General features: G+C 64.1%; 12 protein-coding genes and 1 pseudogene. 4 read left to right on the top strand and 9 right to left on the bottom strand.

What is annotated here, in order from left to right; translation table 11 throughout:
* Positions 1 to 7: 7 nt before the first annotated feature.
* The 4 genes from QOS90_RS25545 to QOS90_RS25530 all read right to left on the bottom strand — a co-directional run bounded on the left by QOS90_RS25545 (position 8) and on the right by QOS90_RS25530 (position 3,841).
* The gene (locus QOS90_RS25545) at positions 8 to 925 is read right to left on the bottom strand and encodes an AEC family transporter (RefSeq protein ID WP_085274272.1); all 918 of its coding nucleotides are present in this window, start codon (positions 923 to 925) and stop codon (positions 8 to 10) included.
* A gap of 109 nt (positions 926 to 1,034) precedes the next feature.
* Positions 1,035 to 1,898: a LysR family transcriptional regulator gene (locus tag QOS90_RS25540; protein WP_085274271.1), complete on the bottom strand. Its 864-nt coding sequence runs from the start codon at positions 1,896 to 1,898 to the stop codon at positions 1,035 to 1,037.
* 81 nt (positions 1,899 to 1,979) lie between these two features.
* Positions 1,980 to 2,828 carry an ABC transporter permease gene (locus tag QOS90_RS25535; RefSeq protein ID WP_085274270.1) on the bottom strand — a complete coding sequence of 283 codons (849 nt, stop codon included), beginning with the start codon at positions 2,826 to 2,828 and terminating at the stop codon, positions 1,980 to 1,982.
* On the bottom strand, positions 2,825 to 3,841 hold the full coding sequence (locus QOS90_RS25530) for an ABC transporter substrate-binding protein (protein WP_085274269.1): 1,017 nt from the start codon (positions 3,839 to 3,841) through the stop codon (positions 2,825 to 2,827). The genes QOS90_RS25535 and QOS90_RS25530 overlap by 4 nt, the downstream gene beginning before the upstream one ends.
* Before the next feature lie 175 nt (positions 3,842 to 4,016).
* Here QOS90_RS25530 and QOS90_RS25525 point away from each other — a divergent pair, with 175 nt between their 5' ends.
* The gene (locus QOS90_RS25525; RefSeq protein ID WP_085274268.1) at positions 4,017 to 5,933 is read left to right on the top strand and encodes a S8 family serine peptidase; all 1,917 of its coding nucleotides are present in this window, start codon (positions 4,017 to 4,019) and stop codon (positions 5,931 to 5,933) included.
* Between the two features lie 32 nt (positions 5,934 to 5,965).
* On the opposite strand, the gene QOS90_RS27765 is transcribed toward QOS90_RS25525, so the two are convergent.
* The gene (locus QOS90_RS27765; RefSeq protein ID WP_371097434.1) at positions 5,966 to 6,721 is read right to left on the bottom strand and encodes a methyl-accepting chemotaxis protein; all 756 of its coding nucleotides are present in this window, start codon (positions 6,719 to 6,721) and stop codon (positions 5,966 to 5,968) included.
* A 102-nt stretch (positions 6,722 to 6,823) separates the two neighbouring features.
* Positions 6,824 to 7,789, bottom strand: a pseudogene (locus QOS90_RS27760) (methyl-accepting chemotaxis protein); the annotation flags it as partial.
* Positions 7,790 to 8,297: 508 nt separating this feature from the next.
* On the opposite strand from QOS90_RS27760, the gene QOS90_RS25515 reads away from it, so the two are divergent.
* Positions 8,298 to 9,617, top strand: a complete 1,320-nt coding sequence (locus QOS90_RS25515) for a Na+/H+ antiporter family protein (protein WP_085274266.1) — start codon at positions 8,298 to 8,300, stop codon at positions 9,615 to 9,617.
* Between the two features lie 13 nt (positions 9,618 to 9,630).
* Here QOS90_RS25515 and QOS90_RS25510 read toward each other — a convergent pair whose 3' ends face one another.
* The 3 genes from QOS90_RS25510 to QOS90_RS25500 all read right to left on the bottom strand — a co-directional run bounded on the left by QOS90_RS25510 (position 9,631) and on the right by QOS90_RS25500 (position 14,342).
* Positions 9,631 to 10,638 (bottom strand): FecR family protein, encoded by a 1,008-nt coding sequence (locus QOS90_RS25510; RefSeq protein ID WP_085274265.1) that lies wholly within the window; start codon positions 10,636 to 10,638, stop codon positions 9,631 to 9,633.
* 170 nt (positions 10,639 to 10,808) lie between these two features.
* Complete coding sequence (locus QOS90_RS25505) at positions 10,809 to 12,578, bottom strand: acyl-CoA dehydrogenase C-terminal domain-containing protein (protein WP_085274264.1); 1,770 nt, start codon at positions 12,576 to 12,578, stop codon at positions 10,809 to 10,811.
* Positions 12,579 to 12,719: 141 nt separating this feature from the next.
* Positions 12,720 to 14,342: an acyl-CoA synthetase gene (locus QOS90_RS25500; protein ID WP_085274263.1), complete on the bottom strand. Its 1,623-nt coding sequence runs from the start codon at positions 14,340 to 14,342 to the stop codon at positions 12,720 to 12,722.
* A 195-nt stretch (positions 14,343 to 14,537) separates the two neighbouring features.
* Here QOS90_RS25500 and QOS90_RS25495 point away from each other — a divergent pair, with 195 nt between their 5' ends.
* Together QOS90_RS25495 and QOS90_RS25490 are read left to right on the top strand one after the other, a co-directional pair.
* Positions 14,538 to 15,944, top strand: a complete 1,407-nt coding sequence (locus tag QOS90_RS25495; RefSeq protein ID WP_085274262.1) for a sensor histidine kinase — start codon at positions 14,538 to 14,540, stop codon at positions 15,942 to 15,944.
* A gap of 12 nt (positions 15,945 to 15,956) precedes the next feature.
* Positions 15,957 to 16,589: a response regulator transcription factor gene (locus tag QOS90_RS25490; protein ID WP_027593556.1), complete on the top strand. Its 633-nt coding sequence runs from the start codon at positions 15,957 to 15,959 to the stop codon at positions 16,587 to 16,589.
* The last annotated feature ends 203 nt before the right edge of the window (positions 16,590 to 16,792 follow it).

The raw sequence follows: 16,792 nt of genomic DNA, 5'->3' as shown, positions 1-16,792 counted from the left end.
TCAGAGTCTAGCCAAGCGTAAGCATTAGCACCAAAGGAAGGGTTGCGGCGGCTACCACGGTCTGCAGAGCGATGATGGTAGCCATCAGCGGTGCGTTGCCGCCCATCTGCCGGGCCATCACATAGGACGAGGACGCCGTAGGCAAGGCCTGGAACAGCACGGCCACCACTGCCGCCTGCCCACCCAGGCCGAGCACACGGCACAGGCCCCAGGTCGTCAGCGGCATGACCAGGAACTTGAACGCCGAGGCGGCCATCAACGGGCGCACCTGGCGGCCGACGCTGGCACCGCCCAAGGCTGCGCCCACGCACAGCAGGCCCAAGGGCAGGGCGGCCTGGCCGAGCGCCTTGACCGTCGGTTCAAGCCCTGCCGGCAAGCCCAGCCCTGTGACCCGCAGCAGCAGGCCACCCGCGCAGCCAACGATCAGCGGGTTGGCGAAGATCGCCCGCAGTACCGTGGCCGGTGAGCTGTGGCGTGCGCTGAAACGGGCGAACACCAGTACGCACAGCAGGTTGACCAAGGGCACGATGGCGGCGTTGGCAACGGCCGCCAAGGCAATGCCAGCACTGCCATAGATGCCCGCCGCCAGGGTTGCGCCGATGTAGTTGTTGAAGCGAATGCCACCCTGGAACACCGAGGTGAAATCGGCACCGTCATGGTTCACCGCGCCTTGGTACAGCACCAGCAGCAAGGCGCCGAGCAGGGTCGACAGCATCAGCACTGCGACCATGCCCAGTATCGGTACCCCGTCGAGGTTGGCGGTGGCCAGGCCATGCAGGAACAGCGACGGCAGCAGCACGTAATAGCTCAGGCGTTCGGCACCGGGCCAGAAGGTTTCCGCCAGAAAGCCACGCACACGCAGAAAGGTGCCCAGGGCGATCAGCAGGATGATGGGTAGCAGTGTGGTCAGCAGCAGGTGGAGCATGGTCGGCGTTCCGTCGTCGGGTACCGCTACAGACTACGGGGGCGCTTTGGTTTGTAAAAACGTTGTTTTCTTCATTGACCGTTGAGAATAACTGCACGGTTGCCGCGATTTAGGCGTCCAGGGCCGTCTTTAGCACCGCACTCAAGTGCCGCCGCTGGCTTTTCTCATGCTCCAGCAGCACCACCCGGCGCGTCAGTTGCGGTTCGCCAAACGGCAGGCAGGTTGCCGGCGGCAAGCGCTGCAGGTCCGCGTCGGCCATGGGGATGATGGCCACGCCCAGGCCCATCACCGCCATGCTGGCCAGGGCTTCCTGGCTGTCCAGCTCCATTTGTTCGCTGACTTGCAGGTGCTGGCGGCGCAGCTCCTGTTCGATCTGCCGTCCGGCCCAGGCGCGTTTGTCGAAGCGCAGAAACGGTTGGCTGGCCAGCAGCTCGGGCACGCTCTGGCCAGCCAGGTCGGGGCTGGCAATGGCCCAGAAGCGGTCAGCGAACAGCGGGGTGAAGACCAGGCTCTGCGGGTAGGGGCTGACCGGCTCGGTGGTGATCGCTGCATCGAGTTCGCCGTCTTCGACGCGCCGGGCCAATTCCGCCGACATGCCCGACGCGACACTGATGTGCAACTGCGGGTGGTGAGTCTTGATCCACAGCAGGGCTTTGGGCAAGCGCCGGGCCAGCACCGTGTGGATCGCCCCCAGGCGCAAGCGGCCACGTAGGCTCGGGCCACTGGCCAAGGCATCGGCCAGCTCGTCATAGGCGCCGAGGATGCTCTCGGCGCGCGCGACCGCCAACTGCCCGGCTTCGGTCAGCACGACTTGCCGACGGCTGCGATCGAACAGGGTGACCTGCAGTTCGTCTTCGAGGGTCTTGATGTGCAGGCTCACGGCCGAAGGGGTGAGGCTGAGCAGGTCGGCGGCACGGGCGAAGGTGCCGTGGCGGGCGATGGTCACCAGGGTGCGCAGGGCTTTGAGGGACACGCGAAGGGGCTCCAGGGCTGAGCGGGCAGGCGTGCATTGTCAGTGCGGGGCCGGTCGCCGGCAAGCCGGCATCTGCGTACTTCAACGCCCCGTGCGCCCATACGCCTGGCTGATGCGGTCAATCACCATGGCCAGCGCCACGATCGCCAACCCGGCCTCGACGCCCTGGCCGACGTTAAGGGTCTGGATCCCCGCCAGCACATCCTCACCCAGCCCGCGGGCGCCAATCATCGAAGCCACCACCACCATCGACAACGCCATCATCACCGACTGGTTGAGCCCGGCCATGATACTGGGCAGGGCCAGTGGCAGGGCGATGCGACGTAGCCGCTGCCAGCGGCTGGCACCCAGGCCGTGTGCAGCCTGCAACAAGGACGGGTCGATCTGCCGCAAGCCCAGTTCGGTCAGCCGCACCAGTGGCGGCAAGGCGTAGATCAGGGTGGCGAACACCGCCGGCACCTTGCCCAGGCCAAACAGCATCAGCACCGGGATCAGGTAGACGAAGGCCGGAAGTGTCTGCATCACATCCAGCACCGGCATCAATAGCCGTCGAGCCAGCGGGCGGGACGCCAGCAGAATGCCCAGCGGCACGCCGACCATCACGCACAAGCCCGTGCTGATCAGGACCAAGGCCAAGGTTTGCAACAGCTTGTCCCACAGCCCGAGCACGCCGATCAAGGCCAGCAGGGCCACCATCATCAGGCTGCGCAACAGGCTGCGGCTGGCATGCCAGGCGAGCAGCCCGACCACCAGCAACAGCGCCCACCAAGGCAACAGGCGCAGCAGGTTTTCCAGCCCCACCAGCAGTTGCAGCAGTTGATCCGAGAGGCTGCGCAAGTGGTCGCCGTAGTTCAACACCAGCCAGTCGACTAGCTGGTTGACGCGACCCGCGAAGGAAAATTGCAGGGCTTCGGGAAAGCCGCCGCTCATAGGCTGCCCTCGACCTTGGCTGCGACCTGCGCAGGCAACCAGGCTTTCCACACATCGCGGTTATCGCGCAAAAAGGCGAGGGCAGCCTGGTTGGGCGGGATGCGCTTTTCGCTCATCTCGGCCAGGGCGCTGTTGAGCCGATCGATCGGCAGGTCGACTTTTTCGAACACCGCCACCAGGTCCGGGTAGCCTTCTTTGAACGCCTTGGAAACGCCAATCGACAATTTGGCTGGCAGTGACTGGCTACCTTGCGGGTTGGGGTTGCTGGCATCTGTCAGGGTGGCCCAGGCCTTTTCATTGAAGGGTGGCTCTTGCAAGCGGATCAGCTTGTAGCGCCCCATGAGCGGGGTTGGGTTCCAGTAATAGAACAGCACTGGCTGGCCGCGGCGGATGGACGAGCTGATCTCGGCATCCAGCGCTGCGCCAGAGCCACTGCGGAAGTTGTTGTACAGCGCATCCAGCCCATAGGCCTTGAGTTTCTGGCTGTTGACCGTCTCGGACGTCCAGCCACTGGGGCTGTTGAGGAAGCGCCCTTTGTCCGGTATTTCAGGGTCCCTGAACACCGTGGGGTAACGCTTGAGGTCGTCGACACTGTGCAGGTCAGGTGCCAAGGGCTTGAGGTTGCGCGATGGGTCGCCCTGGATCACGTAGGCCGGCACCCACCAGCCTTCTTCAGCGTGCTTGACCGTGTCGCCTAGGGCGAACACCTGGCCGGCCTGCTCGGCCTTGATCCACGCGGGGCTACGCCCGGCCCATTCCTCGGCGATCACCTGCAGGTCGTTGCGGGCCAAGGCTACTTCCATGCTCACGGTGCTGCCGGGCAGTGTGTCGGTGGGGTAGCCGTAACCCCGTTCGACGATCAGGCGCAGTATCTCGGTGGTCAGTGCACCGCTTTCCCAACCAATTGCGCCAAAGTGAATCGGCGCGTTGCGTTCCGCTGAGGCGGCGCTGTCGGTGCTGGCCAAGCCAACAGTGAGCAGCAGGCCGGCCAGCAGCGTTGGAATTTTTTTCATCGGGGCCTCCTCGGTAGCCGCTGAGTCAGTGCCGGCAAGTGTAGACGACACCTTTGCCTGCTTTGCCTGGCGGGAGGCAGGGAAGGCGCTCTCTCTGTGCTCCGTGGCGCGCGGTTGCAAGAGTGTGCGTTGCCATTTCGGCAGCACACTTGGCCCACGGCGCGAGGCATTCCTGATGACCCTTGATTTGAGTTTCGTCTATTACCGCAACTTCTGTTTCGATGGAAAATTTCACGTTCGGTGCATGGGTGCAGACCTGCACAAGGTCAGCCGTATTCGCTACGAGCTGGAGCGGGCCGGGCCTGAGGGTGCGGTGTCGTTCAGAGGGGTTTCGGTACAGTCCGAGGTGCACACTGGCCGCTTGGGGGACCATGGATGCCCGGCCACGTTGATCGCCGAAGAAGCGTCAGGTGTCTATAGCATCCGGCCAAGAGTCGTCCTGTTGGATGAACATGCCCGGGCCATGAACCGGCCTACCGGCGCTTCCGGGATCATTGACTTGCCGCCCTTGGTGCTCGAGATCAAGGCCGAGGAGTTGAACCAACGCGTGCTCGAAAAAATACCGCTGCCGTCTGCGGGCGGGCGAGGCAAGCGTGAGGTGGGCCAGAGCAGCCGCGAATACGAACCTCGTGAGCAGCTCGCGCAAGGCCTTGCGGCAGTGGCGCCAGGTGCCGCGTACCCCACGCTGGTTATCGCGTTCGAAGCGGGTGGCTACCAACGGCTGCTTGATGATCTGCAGCCCGATTCAGGCTCGGTACTGGTTCGTTATTGGCCGAATCTGAATACCGTGCTTACCCCCCGGCCTATTCTGGATGAGCAGGAGCAGCATGACGATCGGCTTCAGGCATTACGCCAGTTCTGCTATCTGGAGCAGCCCCCCAGCATGCTCAACGACACTTACCTCGCACTGCTCAAGACCCTGGCCGCGCTGGAGTACGTGCAGTCCATGCACTTTCTGCAAGCCAGCGCTGAGCCAAACCTTATTTTGCTTGGCGCGGCGGCGGTGGTAGCCACGCTGTTGACCGGCGCCGCCGTGGTGGCGGGCAATCGAGCCCACGAAAATGCCCAGCCCACGCCCGACTTCGAGCATCGCCAGTATTACCTCGACGCACCAGGGCCAAGATGGAAAGGATTGAACGTGCGCAAGGCGTGGGCCGGGGGGGTAACTGGGCGAGGCTCGCGGATCCATTTCAGTGACGGCGGGTTGTTTGCGGAACACGAGGACCTGCGGGGCAACCCTGACCTGAAGATCGTGTCGCTAGCACCCAACGACGATCCCAAGCACGGGACTGCCTCTGTGGGAGTCATTCTGGCAGCGCGCAATGGGTTTGGGGCAACGGGGGTCAGTCACGACAGCGAATTGTACCTGTACCACAACCGCTCCAAGGATATTCACGGCAACAATCAGGTGCTCAAAGACCTGCTGCGCAACGTGGAACCCGGGGATATTGTCGCCATCAATCGTCAATCCGCCAACCCCGCAGTATTGAGCACCCTGCTGCCGTCCTTGCACGATAAGGCCTGGTGGACAGTGATGCAGCAACTGACCCAGCGCGGCGCTGTGGTGGTCAACGCGGCGGCCAATGGCAGCAGCAAGACCCTGGCGCAACAAGGGACTCAAGCCAACCAGGGCGTCGACCTTGCCAATTGGCCCTACTTCGACGACTACGGCGACGCCGGTGTCATCTTGATTGGCGCGTGCCAATCGTACAGCGGCAAGCCCCACACGTACTCCAACTACCGCTACCGCCATCGCATGCTCAACGCCTGGGGCGACAGTGTGGTAACCCTGTCCAGGGGTGACTTGCAGGACTTGCCGGGTGAAAACAGGGACTACTCCGAGAACTACGCCGGCACCTCCAGTGCAACCCCCATGGTGACGGGCGCCCTGAGCCTGATCCAGTCGTATGCCATGGAGCACCATCACGTCTACCTGAATGCCGACCAGATGCACTTGCTGGTCATGGCGTCCGGATATGAAGACGCCACCGAGCCGGGTACCGATGTACTGCCGATGGGGGCCAGGCCCAACGTGCACGGTGCGTTGGTCATGCTCGATCGCATACTCGGCAACGGCCGCTTCGAACCTTGAGGTGAGGCCGGCAAGCGCCGGCCTCTAACGCATCAGACGCGGAATTGATCCATCAGCGCCTGTTGTTGATTGGCCAGGCTGTTGAGCGACTGGCTGACCCGCGCCGACTCGTTGGCTTGCCCTGACAGCGATTCGGTGACGTCGCGAATGGTTGCGACATTGCTGTTGATCTCTTCGGCCACCGCGCTTTGTTCTTCGGCGGCCGAAGCAATCTGCAGGTTCATGTCGGTGATCACCGTCACTGCCTGGCCGATGCGCTGCAGTGCAGTAACGGCCTGGCCGACCTGCTCCACGCCACCCTGGGCCTGGCGATGGCTGTTGTCCATGGCACCGACCACTTCGCGGGTACCGGCCTGCAAGGCCTCGATCACCTGGCGGGTTTCTTCCACCGACTCCTGGGTGCGCCGGGCGAGGTTGCGCACTTCATCGGCGACCACGGCAAAGCCACGGCCGGCCTCACCGGCGCGGGCGGCTTCGATGGCGGCGTTGAGTGCCAACAGGTTGGTCTGCTCTGCAATCGAGCGGATCACTTCCAGCACCGAGCCGATCTTCTCGCTGTTCTGCGCCAGGCCCTCGACTTCGGCCATGGCGTTGTTCATGTCGGCGGCCAAGGCATCGATGCTGTGGGTGGTGCGGTCGATCACGGCCAGGCCCTCGCGGGTGGCCTGGTCGGCCTCGCGGGCTGCCTGCGCAGCCTGGGCAGCGCTGCGGGCAACGTCCTGGGCGGTGGCGCTCATTTCGTGCGAGGCGGTCGCTACTTGGTCAACCTGGCGGTACTGCTGCTCCATGCCAGCGCTGGTCTCGCTGGCGATCGCCGAGGACTGGTCAGCCGTGCCACGGGCGGCCTGCACCGAACGTTTGACCTCGGCAATGGTGGGCTGCAGCTTGTCGAGGAAGCGGTTGAACCAACCGGCCAACTCGCCCAGTTCGTCTTGCTTCTGGTACGTCAGGCGGCGGGTCAGGTCACCTTCGCCACTGGCGATGTCCTTGAGCATCGCTGCCACGCCCAGAATCGGCCGGGTCACACCACGTGCCATCAGCCACACCAGCAGCAGGCCTGCGATTGCAGCGGCCAGGCCCAGGCCCAGCTCCAGCAAGGTGCCACTGGTGTTCAGTGTATCGAGTTCCTGTTTCAACGTTTCGGCGGGCCCGGTCAGGGCGTTTTCCGGCACGTCCAGAAGCACGCCCCAGGGCTGGGCGCCGGGGATCGGCTCGAAAGCCGCCAACACCTTGAGGCGTTGCTGGTCGTGCAGGATGCTCAGCTTGCCCTCGGCCAGCTTGCGCACCAGTTCGGCGCCCTTGGCCGTGTCGACCTGGTCGAAGCGCTGGGCCAGTTTGCCGGCATCGGCGCTGTAACCGGCCAACAGGCCCACCGGGCTGAGAATGCCCACGGTGGTGCGGCCTTCGTACAGGCTGCGGCTGGCATTCTGGGTCAAGGCCTGCAGGCTGTTGAGGTTGATGTCGATGGACAGGGTGGCGATCACCTTGCCGTTGACGGCCAGAGGGAAGACGATGCTGGTCATCAGCACCCGCTGGCCATCGATGTCATAGAAGTAGGGCTCCACCACGCAGACCTTGCCGCTGCTGCGCGGGCACACCCACCACGTGTTGGCGGGCTGGCCGCTGGGGCCGACCTCGGTGTTGGCCATGTCATGCTCGGGCAGGGCCATGGCGGTCAGCTGACCGGCACGTGGTTGCGACCAGTACAGCGCGAAACGCCCGGTTTCGTTGCTGCCCAGCGCTGGCTTGGCGGTGAACAGGTTGTCCTTGTGGTCCAGGGCGTTGGGCTCGAACACCAGCGACATGCCGAGCAGGTCGGGGTTGGCTTGCAACGCGGCGCGCACTTGGCGGGTCATGTCCTCGCGCAGGTCGTAAGCGTCGAGAAAGCGCTTTTCAGCCTGCTCGCGCAGGAACAGCACTTGGCGGGCGAAGCCGGCGCCGTACTGATAGGCGTCCATGAATTGACGGCGAATGTTCAAGGCCTGCACTTCACCTTGCGACTCGATGCGCCCCTGGGCCGCATCGGTGAGCATCTGCATGCTGCTCGCCTTGACCAGGTCCGAGCTGTGGTCCATGCGGTACAGCGAAAGGCCGACGAGCAGGGTGACGATGCCGGCCAGGCACAGACCGGCGAGCAGGGTGATCTTCCACTGGATGGAAAGTTGTCGCAAAGGCATGGGGCGAATCCCTTGTAATAGTTCTGGCTGTCGACTGTGTCGGCCATCGCGCTTTTTTCTTTATTCAAACGTTCAATTTAAATTAAGGCGGGGCTGAGTAATGCGCCGCAACATGGCGCTTTTGACATCTGCCGCCCACTGCTTCAGAGTGCGCGCTTTTTTTCTGTCCTTATGAGGTAAGCCAACCATGAATGCAGTGATCGCCGCGGTCGGCATCATGCTGATACTCAGCCTGTCGCGGGTACACGTGGTCATCGCCCTGATCATTGGTGCCTTGGTCGGCGGCCTGGTCGGCGGCTTGGGCATCGAGGGCACGCTGAAGGCCTTCAATGGCGGGCTGGGTGGCGGCGCCACCGTGGCATTGTCGTATGCGCTGCTGGGCGCCTTTGCCGTGGCCATCGCCAAGTCAGGGCTGGCGCACGCCCTGGCCGATCGGGCCTTGGCCATGATCGACCGCCAGGGCCAAGCCAATGGCGGCAAGGTGAAGTGGATGATGATCGGCCTGATGCTGGTGGTGGCGGTGTCGTCGCAGAACATCCTGCCCATTCACATCGCCTTCATCCCGCTGCTGGTGCCGCCGCTGCTGTATGTGTTGACGCGTCTGCGCATCGACCGTCGGCTGATCGCCTGCGTGATCACCTTTGGCCTGATCACCCCGTACATGTTTCTGCCGGTGGGCTTTGGCAACATCTTCCTCAACGAAATCCTGTTGGCCAACGTCGCCCGCGCCGGGGTCGATGTGAGCGGCGTCAATGTCACCCATGCCATGGCCATTCCGGCGGCGGGCATGCTCGCCGGCCTGTTGCTGGCGGTGTTCTTCAGCTACCGCAAGAAGCGCGACTACGACCTGGCGCGTATCGAGCAGGTCGAGCAGGTCAGCGTGCAATACAACCCGTTGACCCTGATGGTCGCTGGCCTGGCGATCGCGGCGGCGTTTATCGTCCAGCTGTTGCTGGACTCGATGATCATTGGCGCCATGGTCGGGTTCCTGATCTTCTCGCTGTCGGGCATCGTGCGCTGGAAAGACACTGACGACCTGTTCACCGAAGGCATGAAGATGATGGCCATGATCGGCTTCATCATGATTGCCGCATCGGGTTTTGCCGACGTGATGAAGGCCACCGGCGAGGTCAAGAGCCTGGTCGAGACATCGGCGCAGTGGATCGACCACAGCAAGGGCGTTGGCGCCTTGCTCATGCTGCTGGTGGGATTGCTGGTGACCATGGGCATCGGCTCGTCGTTCTCCACCGTGCCGATTCTGGCCGCGATCTTTGTACCGCTGTGCGTGCAACTGGGCTTCGACCCCGTGGCCACGGTGTGCATCGTGGGTACCGCCGGGGCATTGGGGGATGCAGGTTCGCCCGCGTCGGACTCGACCTTGGGCCCGACCTCGGGCCTGAACGTGGACGGCCAGCACCACCATATCTGGGACACGGTGGTGCCGACCTTCATCCATTACAACCTGCCGCTGCTGGCGTTTGGCTGGTTGGCGGCGATGACGCTGTAAGGCGGGAAGGGCGTCAGCCCTTGTCGGGCGGCGGCGAGATCCTGTTGAGGACTGTGCTGCCGTCCTTGCTGCGGGTCAGGTAGACCGGCAGCACCTTGGGCAGGTTGTTGACCAGGCGCCCGACTTCGCGGGTGTTATAGATGCCGCTGATGCGGATCCGCCCGGTGCTGGCATCGGCCAGCAGCAGCGGGGCGTCGAGGTAGCGGTTGATCACCGGCAACGCCTGTTCCAGGCTCAGGTTATCGAGCACCAGCTTGCCATTGCGCCAAGCCAGGGCATTGCCGTAATCGTCGCTTTGCGCCAGTTGCGGCTCGAAATCGCCCTTGTGATAGCTGGCCTGCATCCCAGGGCCCAGGCGGTAGCCACCGGCACTGCCGTCGCTGGACACCAGCACCGAACCTTCCACCAAGGTGACCTTAACCTGGTCCTGGTACTTCCAGACGTTGAACTGGGTGCCGGTTACTCGGGTCTGGCCGCGGCCAGCGTGGACGATGAAGGGGTGCGCACTGTCGTGCTGGACCTTGAAGAACGCCTCGCCGCGCTTGAGGGTAACCTGGCGCTGGTCCTTGAAGTTGAGGTATGTCAGCTCGGTATTGAGGTTGAGCTGCACCGTGCTGCCGTCGCTCAGCTCTACTGTCTGCATCCGGTCGCTGGCTTCGAAGTGCTGGTAATGGTTGGGCAGCCAACCTTGTTCCCAGCCCATCCAGCCTGCCAATGGCAGTACCGCCAGGGCGATGGCCGCAGCCGAGGCCAGCGGGCGCCAGTTGCGCACGCGTGCGGCCTGGCGTGACGGCGGGTTGAAGTCGACCACGGTCGCGTTGCGCGGCAGCAGGTCGGCAGTCTGCCAGATTTCCAGCATCGCCTGGTATTCCTCAGCGTGCCGTGGGTCAGCCGCTAGCCAGCGGGCGAACGCCTCGCGCTCTGCCGCCGTGCAATCATCGGCGTGCAGGCGCATGCACCACTGCGCGGCGGCGTCGGTAATGGCATCGTCTGGGCTGGGATTGAGGCGGTCGTGATTCATTGCGGCTCCGGGTTTTGCGCATTCTACCCTTGCTAGAGGGTTCCCGAGAACCGAGGTAATGGCGAATGACTATCAGTTGTGCCGGTTTTTCGTCGGATTTGCAATGGAATTTCAGCGTTTGAGAACCCTTCGCGGGCAGTGCCTGGGGGCGCTTTACGCCCCCACGCTGATCAGAACTGTTCCGCGGTCAACCCGTACAGGCTCGCGCTGCCGGCCTGGATACTGGCTTCCAGCCCCAGGCTGCGTGGTAACACGCGCTGGAAGAAGAACGCTGCACACGCCAGTTTCGCCTCATGGTAGGCCGGGTCTTGTTCGCGCTTGGCCTGCGCCACGGCGGCCATGCGCGCCCACATGTAGGCGTAGGCGGTGAGGCCGAACATGTGCAAATACTCCACGGCCACGCTGCTGACCAGGTTGGCGTCCTGGCTTGCGCGTGCCCGCAGCCAGGCGCTGGTGGCTTCCAGGCGCGCAACACTGGCTTGCAGGGCTTCGCGGTACAGTGGCGCGGCAACGCTGAAGGCGCGCACTTCGGCGGTGAAACTGGCCAGCGCCTGGCCACCGTCTGCCAGCACCTTGCGCCCGAGCAGGTCGAGGGCCTGGATGCCGTTGGTGCCCTCATAGATCTGTGCGATACGCACGTCGCGCACGCGTTGTTCCTGGCCCCATTCGCGGATGTAGCCATGGCCGCCATACACCTGCTGGCCGAGCACGCAGCTTTCCAGGCCATTGTCGGTGAAAAACGCCTTGGCCACGGGCGTCAGCAGTGCCACCAGACGCTGGGCATGTTCGCGTTCTCCGGCGTCTTCGGCATAGCGGGCCAGGTCCAGCTGTTGCCCCACGTAGGCCGCAAAGGCCCGGCCACCTTCGGTAAGCGTGCGCATGGTCAGCAGCATGCGCCGCACATCGCCATGCTGGATGATCGGGTCGGCCCCCTTGTCCTTCGCCTGCGGGCCCGTGGCGGCACGGCTTTGCAGGCGTTCGTTGGCGTAGCGTGCGGCGCTCTGGTACGACGCTTCGGCGCAGCCGATACCCTGGATGCCAATGGACAGCCGCTCGTAGTTCATCATGGTGAACATGGCCGCCAGGCCCTTGTTCGCATCGCCGACCAGGTGGCCGATGGCGCCATCGAAGTTCATCACGCAGGTGGCCGAGGCTTTGATGCCCATCTTGTGCTCGATCGACCCGCACTGCACAGCGTTGCGCTCGCCCAGGCTGCCATCGTCATTGACGTGGTACTTGGGCACCAGGAATAGCGAGATGCCTTTAGCCCCCGCCGGTGCGTCCGGCAACTTGGCCAACACCAGGTGGACGATGTTTTCGGTCAGGTCCTGCTCGCCGCCGGTGATGAAAATCTTGCTGCCACTGATGCGGTAGTTGCCATCGGCCTGGGGTTCTGCGCGGGTGCGGATCAACCCCAGGTCAGTACCGGCGTGGGGTTCGGTCAGGCACATGGTGCCGGCCCAACGGCCTTCATAGAGCGGCGGCAGGTAGGTGGCCTTGAGTGTTTCGCTGGCGTGGGCGTCGATTGCCAGGCAACTGCCGGCACTCAAGGCTGAATACAGGCTGAAACTGCAGTCGGCGGCGTAGAGCATTTCTTCGAACAGTACGCCCAGCATCTTCGGCATGCCCATGCCGCCATGCTCGGGGTTGCCGCCCAGGCCAACCCAGCCACCTTCCCGGTAGGTGCGCCAAGCGTCGCGGAAGCCATCCGGGGTGGTGACCTGGCCGGCTTCGAAATGCACACCCTGCTCGTCACCGTTGCGGCTGAGCGGGGCGATCAGCTGGCTGGTGACCTTGGCCGCTTCTTCGAGGATGGCATCGGCGGTGTCGGCGTCGATGCGCTCGGCCAGGGCGGGCAGGCGTGCCCACAGGGCAGGGCCCTGCAACACATCGTGGAGGATGAAGCGCATGTCGCGCAGTGGGGCGGTGTAGTGGGGCATCGTCGGCTCGAGGAAGTGAGTAATAGGTTGTCTGGCCGGGCCTCTTCGCGGTTAAACCCGCTCCCACTGGTTTAATGCAGTTCCCAAGAACGGCGCTGTTCTTGTGGGAGCGGGTTTACCCGCGAAGAGGCAGGTACAGCCTTAAAGGGCTTTGGCGCGGTCGCGCAGGACGTACTTCTGGATCTTGCCGGTGGAGGTCTTGGGCAGCTCGCCAAAAATCACGGTCTTCGGCACTTTGAACCCGGCCAGGTGCTCACGGCACCAGTTGGTGATGTCGGCTTCGCGGGTGTCTTCCCGGCCAGGCTTGAGTGCCACGAAGGCGCAGGGCGTTTCGCCCCATTTGTCGTCGGGGCGCGCCACCACGGCCGCTTCCAGCACCGCTGGGTGTTTGTAGAGGGCGTCTTCGACTTCGATGGTGGAGATGTTTTCGCCACCGGAAATGATGATGTCCTTGAGCCGGTCCTTGATTTCGACATAGCCATCGGCATGCCAGACTGCCAGGTCGCCAGTGTGGAACCAGCCGCCGCGGAAGGCTTCGGCCGTGGCCTCAGGGTTTTTCAGGTAACCCTTCATCACCGTGTTGCCGCGCATGAAGATCTCGCCCAGGGTGTTGCCGTCGCGCGGCACCGGGGCGAGGGTTTGCGGGTCGGCGACCATGAGGCCGTCGAGCGTCGGGTAGCGCACGCCCTGGCGGGACTTGATGCGCGCGCGCGCTTCCAGCGGCAGCGCGTCCCATTCCTCATGCCAGGCGCAGACTGTCACCGGGCCGTACACCTCGGTCAGGCCGTAGGTGTGGGTCACCTGAATGCCCATTTCTTCCACCGCGCCAATCACCTTGGCGGGTGGTGCGGCGCCTGCGACCATGGCCTGCACCGGGTGCTCGATGGCAGCTTTGGCGGCCTCAGGCATGTTGACCAGGGCGTTGAGCACGATGGGCGCGCCGCACAGATGGGTGACCCGGTGTTCGCGGATCAGGGTGAGGATCTTTTGCGGGTCGACCCGGCGCAGGAACACGTGGGTCCCGGCCAAGGCGGTGATGGTCCAGGGGTAGCACCAGCCGTTGCAGTGGAACATGGGCAGGGTCCACAGGTACACCGGGCGGTGGCCCATGGCCCAAGTCATCTGGTTGCCCAGCGCGTTGAGGTAGGCACCGCGATGGTGGTAGACCACGCCCTTGGGGTTGCCGGTGGTGCCGGAGGTGTAGTTGAGCGAAATGGCCTGCCATTCGTCATCGGGCCATTCCCAGGCAAATTCCGGGTCGCCCTCGGCCAGCAGGGCTTCGTAGTCAAGCGCGCTGACCGCGCGGCCTTCGCCGTACTCCGGGTCATCGACGTCGACCACCAGGGGCGGGTGTTCGAGCAAGGCCAGGGCGGCTTCGATGACCGTGTGGAACTCGCGATCGGTGATCAGCACCTTGGCCTCGCCGTGCTGCAGCATGAAGGCGATGGCTTCGGCGTCCAGGCGAACGTTGAGGGTGTTGAGCACTGCACCGGTCATGGGCACGCCGAAGTGCGCTTCGAGCATGGCCGGGGTGTTTGGCAGCATCACCGCGACCGTGTCGCCACGGCCGATGCCGCGCCCCACCAGGGCGCTGGCCAGGCGCCGGCAGCGTTGGTAGGTTTCCTGCCAGTTACGGCGGATGGCGCCATGGATGACAGCCGGGTAGTTGCCATACACCGCAGCGGTGCGTTCGATGAAGCTCAGTGGGGTGAGGGCGACATGGTTGACGGCAGCGGGCATCAGGCCCTGGGCATAGATCGACATGCGGTAATCCTGTAGGGGAGGCAGGCGCAGCCTGTGCGCGTGACCCCCGGTGGCTGATTGTTAGCTCTGTTCAGGGTGTGGAAAAGCGTACGGTTGGCCGCTTTCCCCTGTCGCAGTTTTACGCGAGTCGCTATGGTAGATGGAATATCGACTATAGCAATATAGTAAAACTACTATAACAGCGAGTTGCACGCCGTGGACAAGACCCTGTCTCCCTTGCTTGCCAAAGACCCGCAGCCCAGCCTGTTGCTGGCCGCCGATGCCAGGCCGCTGGCCACCAACCCGGCCTTGCAGGCCTTGCTGCAGGAAGGCCCGCCGCTGGCGGCCTGGCTACCGGCCAACTGCGCCGCGCTGGTGCGGGCCTGCCTGCGGCAGCACCGGGCAATTGCCGACGTGGAAGTACAGGTTGGCGAGCGCATCGTGCTGTGGACGTTCATCCCAGATGACCGGGGCCAGCAGGTGCTTGGCCGCTGCCGTGACGCCAGCGCCGAACGCCAGGGTGCACGCGAAGCCAGCCGCGCCCGGCGCTTGTACCGCTTGATCATCGAGAACACCACGGACCTGATCTCCCGGCACAGCCCTGACGGGCGCTTCCTCGACGCCTCGCCGGCGGCCTTCCGCCTGTTGGGCCGGTGGCCCGAGCAACTGCGGGGCATGGCCGTGCGGACCTTGCTGCACCCGCGTGAACGCCGCCAGGTGCTGGCCCAGGCTGCTGCTGCCCTGGACCAGGACGGCTACCACACCATGACCTGCCGGGTGCGCCAGGCGGCGGGCGGCTACCGCTGGTTCGAGATTGCCAGCCGCGCCATCCGCGAGACCTACACCGGGGCAGTGGTGGAAATCGTCAGTGTTTCCCGTGATATCACCTTGCGCATCGAAGCCCAGGAGAGCCTGGCCCACAGCGCGCGGCTGGCTACCTTGGGCGAGTTGGCGTCCGGTATCGCCCACGAGATCAATCAGCCGTTGGCGGCGGTGGTCAACTATGCCAACGCCAGCCAGCGTTACCTGCAAGGCCTGGAGCGCGACCCGCAGGCGCGTGAGCGGGTCGGGCAGGGGCTGCAGCGCATCACCGAGCAGGCTACCCACGCCGCGCAGGTGATCCGCCGGCTACGTGTGTTCCTGCGTAAAGGGCCCCGCCGGCTGCAAGCGCTCGACATGCTCGATGTGGCCAATGAAGCCATGCGCCTGTGTGCCTGGGAGGCGGCGCGTGACCAGGTCAGCATCGAACTGCGTATGAGCGCGCAATTGCCGGCGGTGTATGCCGACCGGGTGTTGCTGGAGCAGGTGCTGCTGAACCTGCTGCGCAATGCCATCGATGCCAATCGCGAGCAGCAGGGCGCACGGCCCTCACGTATCCTGCTGGGCGCCGTGCGCGAAGGCGACGGCGTGTTGGTCGAAGTGACGGACCAAGGGCCGGGCGTGGCGGCCGAGCGCCTGGATGAAATCTTTACCCCGTTCACCACCAGCAAGGCTGATGGCCTAGGGCTGGGCCTGAGCATGAGCCGCAGCCTCATCGAAGGCTTTGGTGGCAGCTTATGGGCGCGTGCGGGCGCGAACGGTGGGTTGGTGTTGTGCTGCCGCTTGGCAGTGAGCAGGGAATAACGGGAGGTCAGGGTGCAAGCGAAGGTGTATGTGGTCGACGACGACCAGGGCATGCGTGATTCCACGGTCTGGCTGCTGCAGTCGGTGGGGCTCGAGGCCCTGTCGTTTGCCGGTGGGCAGGCGTTTCTGGACGCGTGCATCGATGACGGCCCGGCCTGTGTGCTGTTGGATGTGCGCATGCCTGGGCTGGGCGGGCTGGCGGTGCAGCAGTTGATGAAGGAACGGGGCCTGGACCTGCCGGTGATCTTTGTCAGTGGCCATGCCGACGTGCCGATCGTGGTTAGGGCGTTCAAGGCGGGTGCCTGCGATTTCATCGAGAAACCCTATAGCGACCAGTTGCTGCTCGACAGTGTGCAGGCGGCATTGGAGCGGGCAGGGCGCGCGCGTCAGGGCGACCAGGCGTTGGCCCAGGTTCAGGCGCGGGTCGATGGCCTGACGCCGCGTGAGCGCGATGTGTTCGTGCCGTTGGCCCAAGGCTTGAACAACCGTGAGATCGCCGAGCGCCTCGGGGTTAGCGTGAAGACCGTTGACCTGTACCGGGGGCGGGTGATGAAACGGCTGCAAGCAGGAAGCCTGGCGGAACTGGTAGGCATGGCGATCGCCTGCGGCGCGGTGCCAGCGTTGGGTTTGGCACCTGAGCGGTGACCTAACAGAAATTTGATCTGGCAGGGACTTGTGGGAGCAACTGTCTTGTGGTGCTTGTGCCGGCCTCATCGCCGGCAAGCCGGCTCCCACAAGGGTTGTGCCTTGTTCAAGAAAAGCGCGGCCAAATCATGAAATTTTGCATAGCACCCTAATCAAAGCTTTGACATTCACTGCCTAGGCAGTAATATTTTTAAACAATTAAC

The organism is Pseudomonas sp. LAIL14HWK12:I10 (assembly GCF_900184205.1).
In the GTDB taxonomy this organism is placed as follows: Bacteria; Pseudomonadota; Gammaproteobacteria; order Pseudomonadales; family Pseudomonadaceae; genus Aquipseudomonas; species Aquipseudomonas kermanshahensis.
This window is presented reverse-complemented; position numbering and strand designations above follow the sequence as displayed.

What these genes read in the sequence shown, in the direction of transcription:
- QOS90_RS25500 (WP_085274263.1), bottom strand. Translation starts at nt 14,342, where the DNA reads ATGTCGATCTATGCCCAGGGCCTGATGCCCGCTGCCGTCAACCATGTC.
- QOS90_RS27765 (WP_371097434.1), bottom strand. Translation starts at nt 6,721, where the DNA reads ATGGAGCAGCAGTACCGCCAGGTTGACCAAGTAGCGACCGCCTCGCAC.
- QOS90_RS25530 (WP_085274269.1), bottom strand. Translation starts at nt 3,841, where the DNA reads ATGAAAAAAATTCCAACGCTGCTGGCCGGCCTGCTGCTCACTGTTGGC.
- QOS90_RS25545 (WP_085274272.1), bottom strand. Translation starts at nt 925, where the DNA reads ATGCTCCACCTGCTGCTGACCACACTGCTACCCATCATCCTGCTGATC.
- QOS90_RS25515 (WP_085274266.1), top strand. Translation starts at nt 8,298, where the DNA reads ATGAATGCAGTGATCGCCGCGGTCGGCATCATGCTGATACTCAGCCTG.
- QOS90_RS25510 (WP_085274265.1), bottom strand. Translation starts at nt 10,638, where the DNA reads ATGAATCACGACCGCCTCAATCCCAGCCCAGACGATGCCATTACCGAC.
- QOS90_RS25505 (WP_085274264.1), bottom strand. Translation starts at nt 12,578, where the DNA reads ATGCCCCACTACACCGCCCCACTGCGCGACATGCGCTTCATCCTCCAC.
- QOS90_RS25525 (WP_085274268.1), top strand. Translation starts at nt 4,017, where the DNA reads ATGACCCTTGATTTGAGTTTCGTCTATTACCGCAACTTCTGTTTCGAT.
- QOS90_RS25535 (WP_085274270.1), bottom strand. Translation starts at nt 2,828, where the DNA reads ATGAGCGGCGGCTTTCCCGAAGCCCTGCAATTTTCCTTCGCGGGTCGC.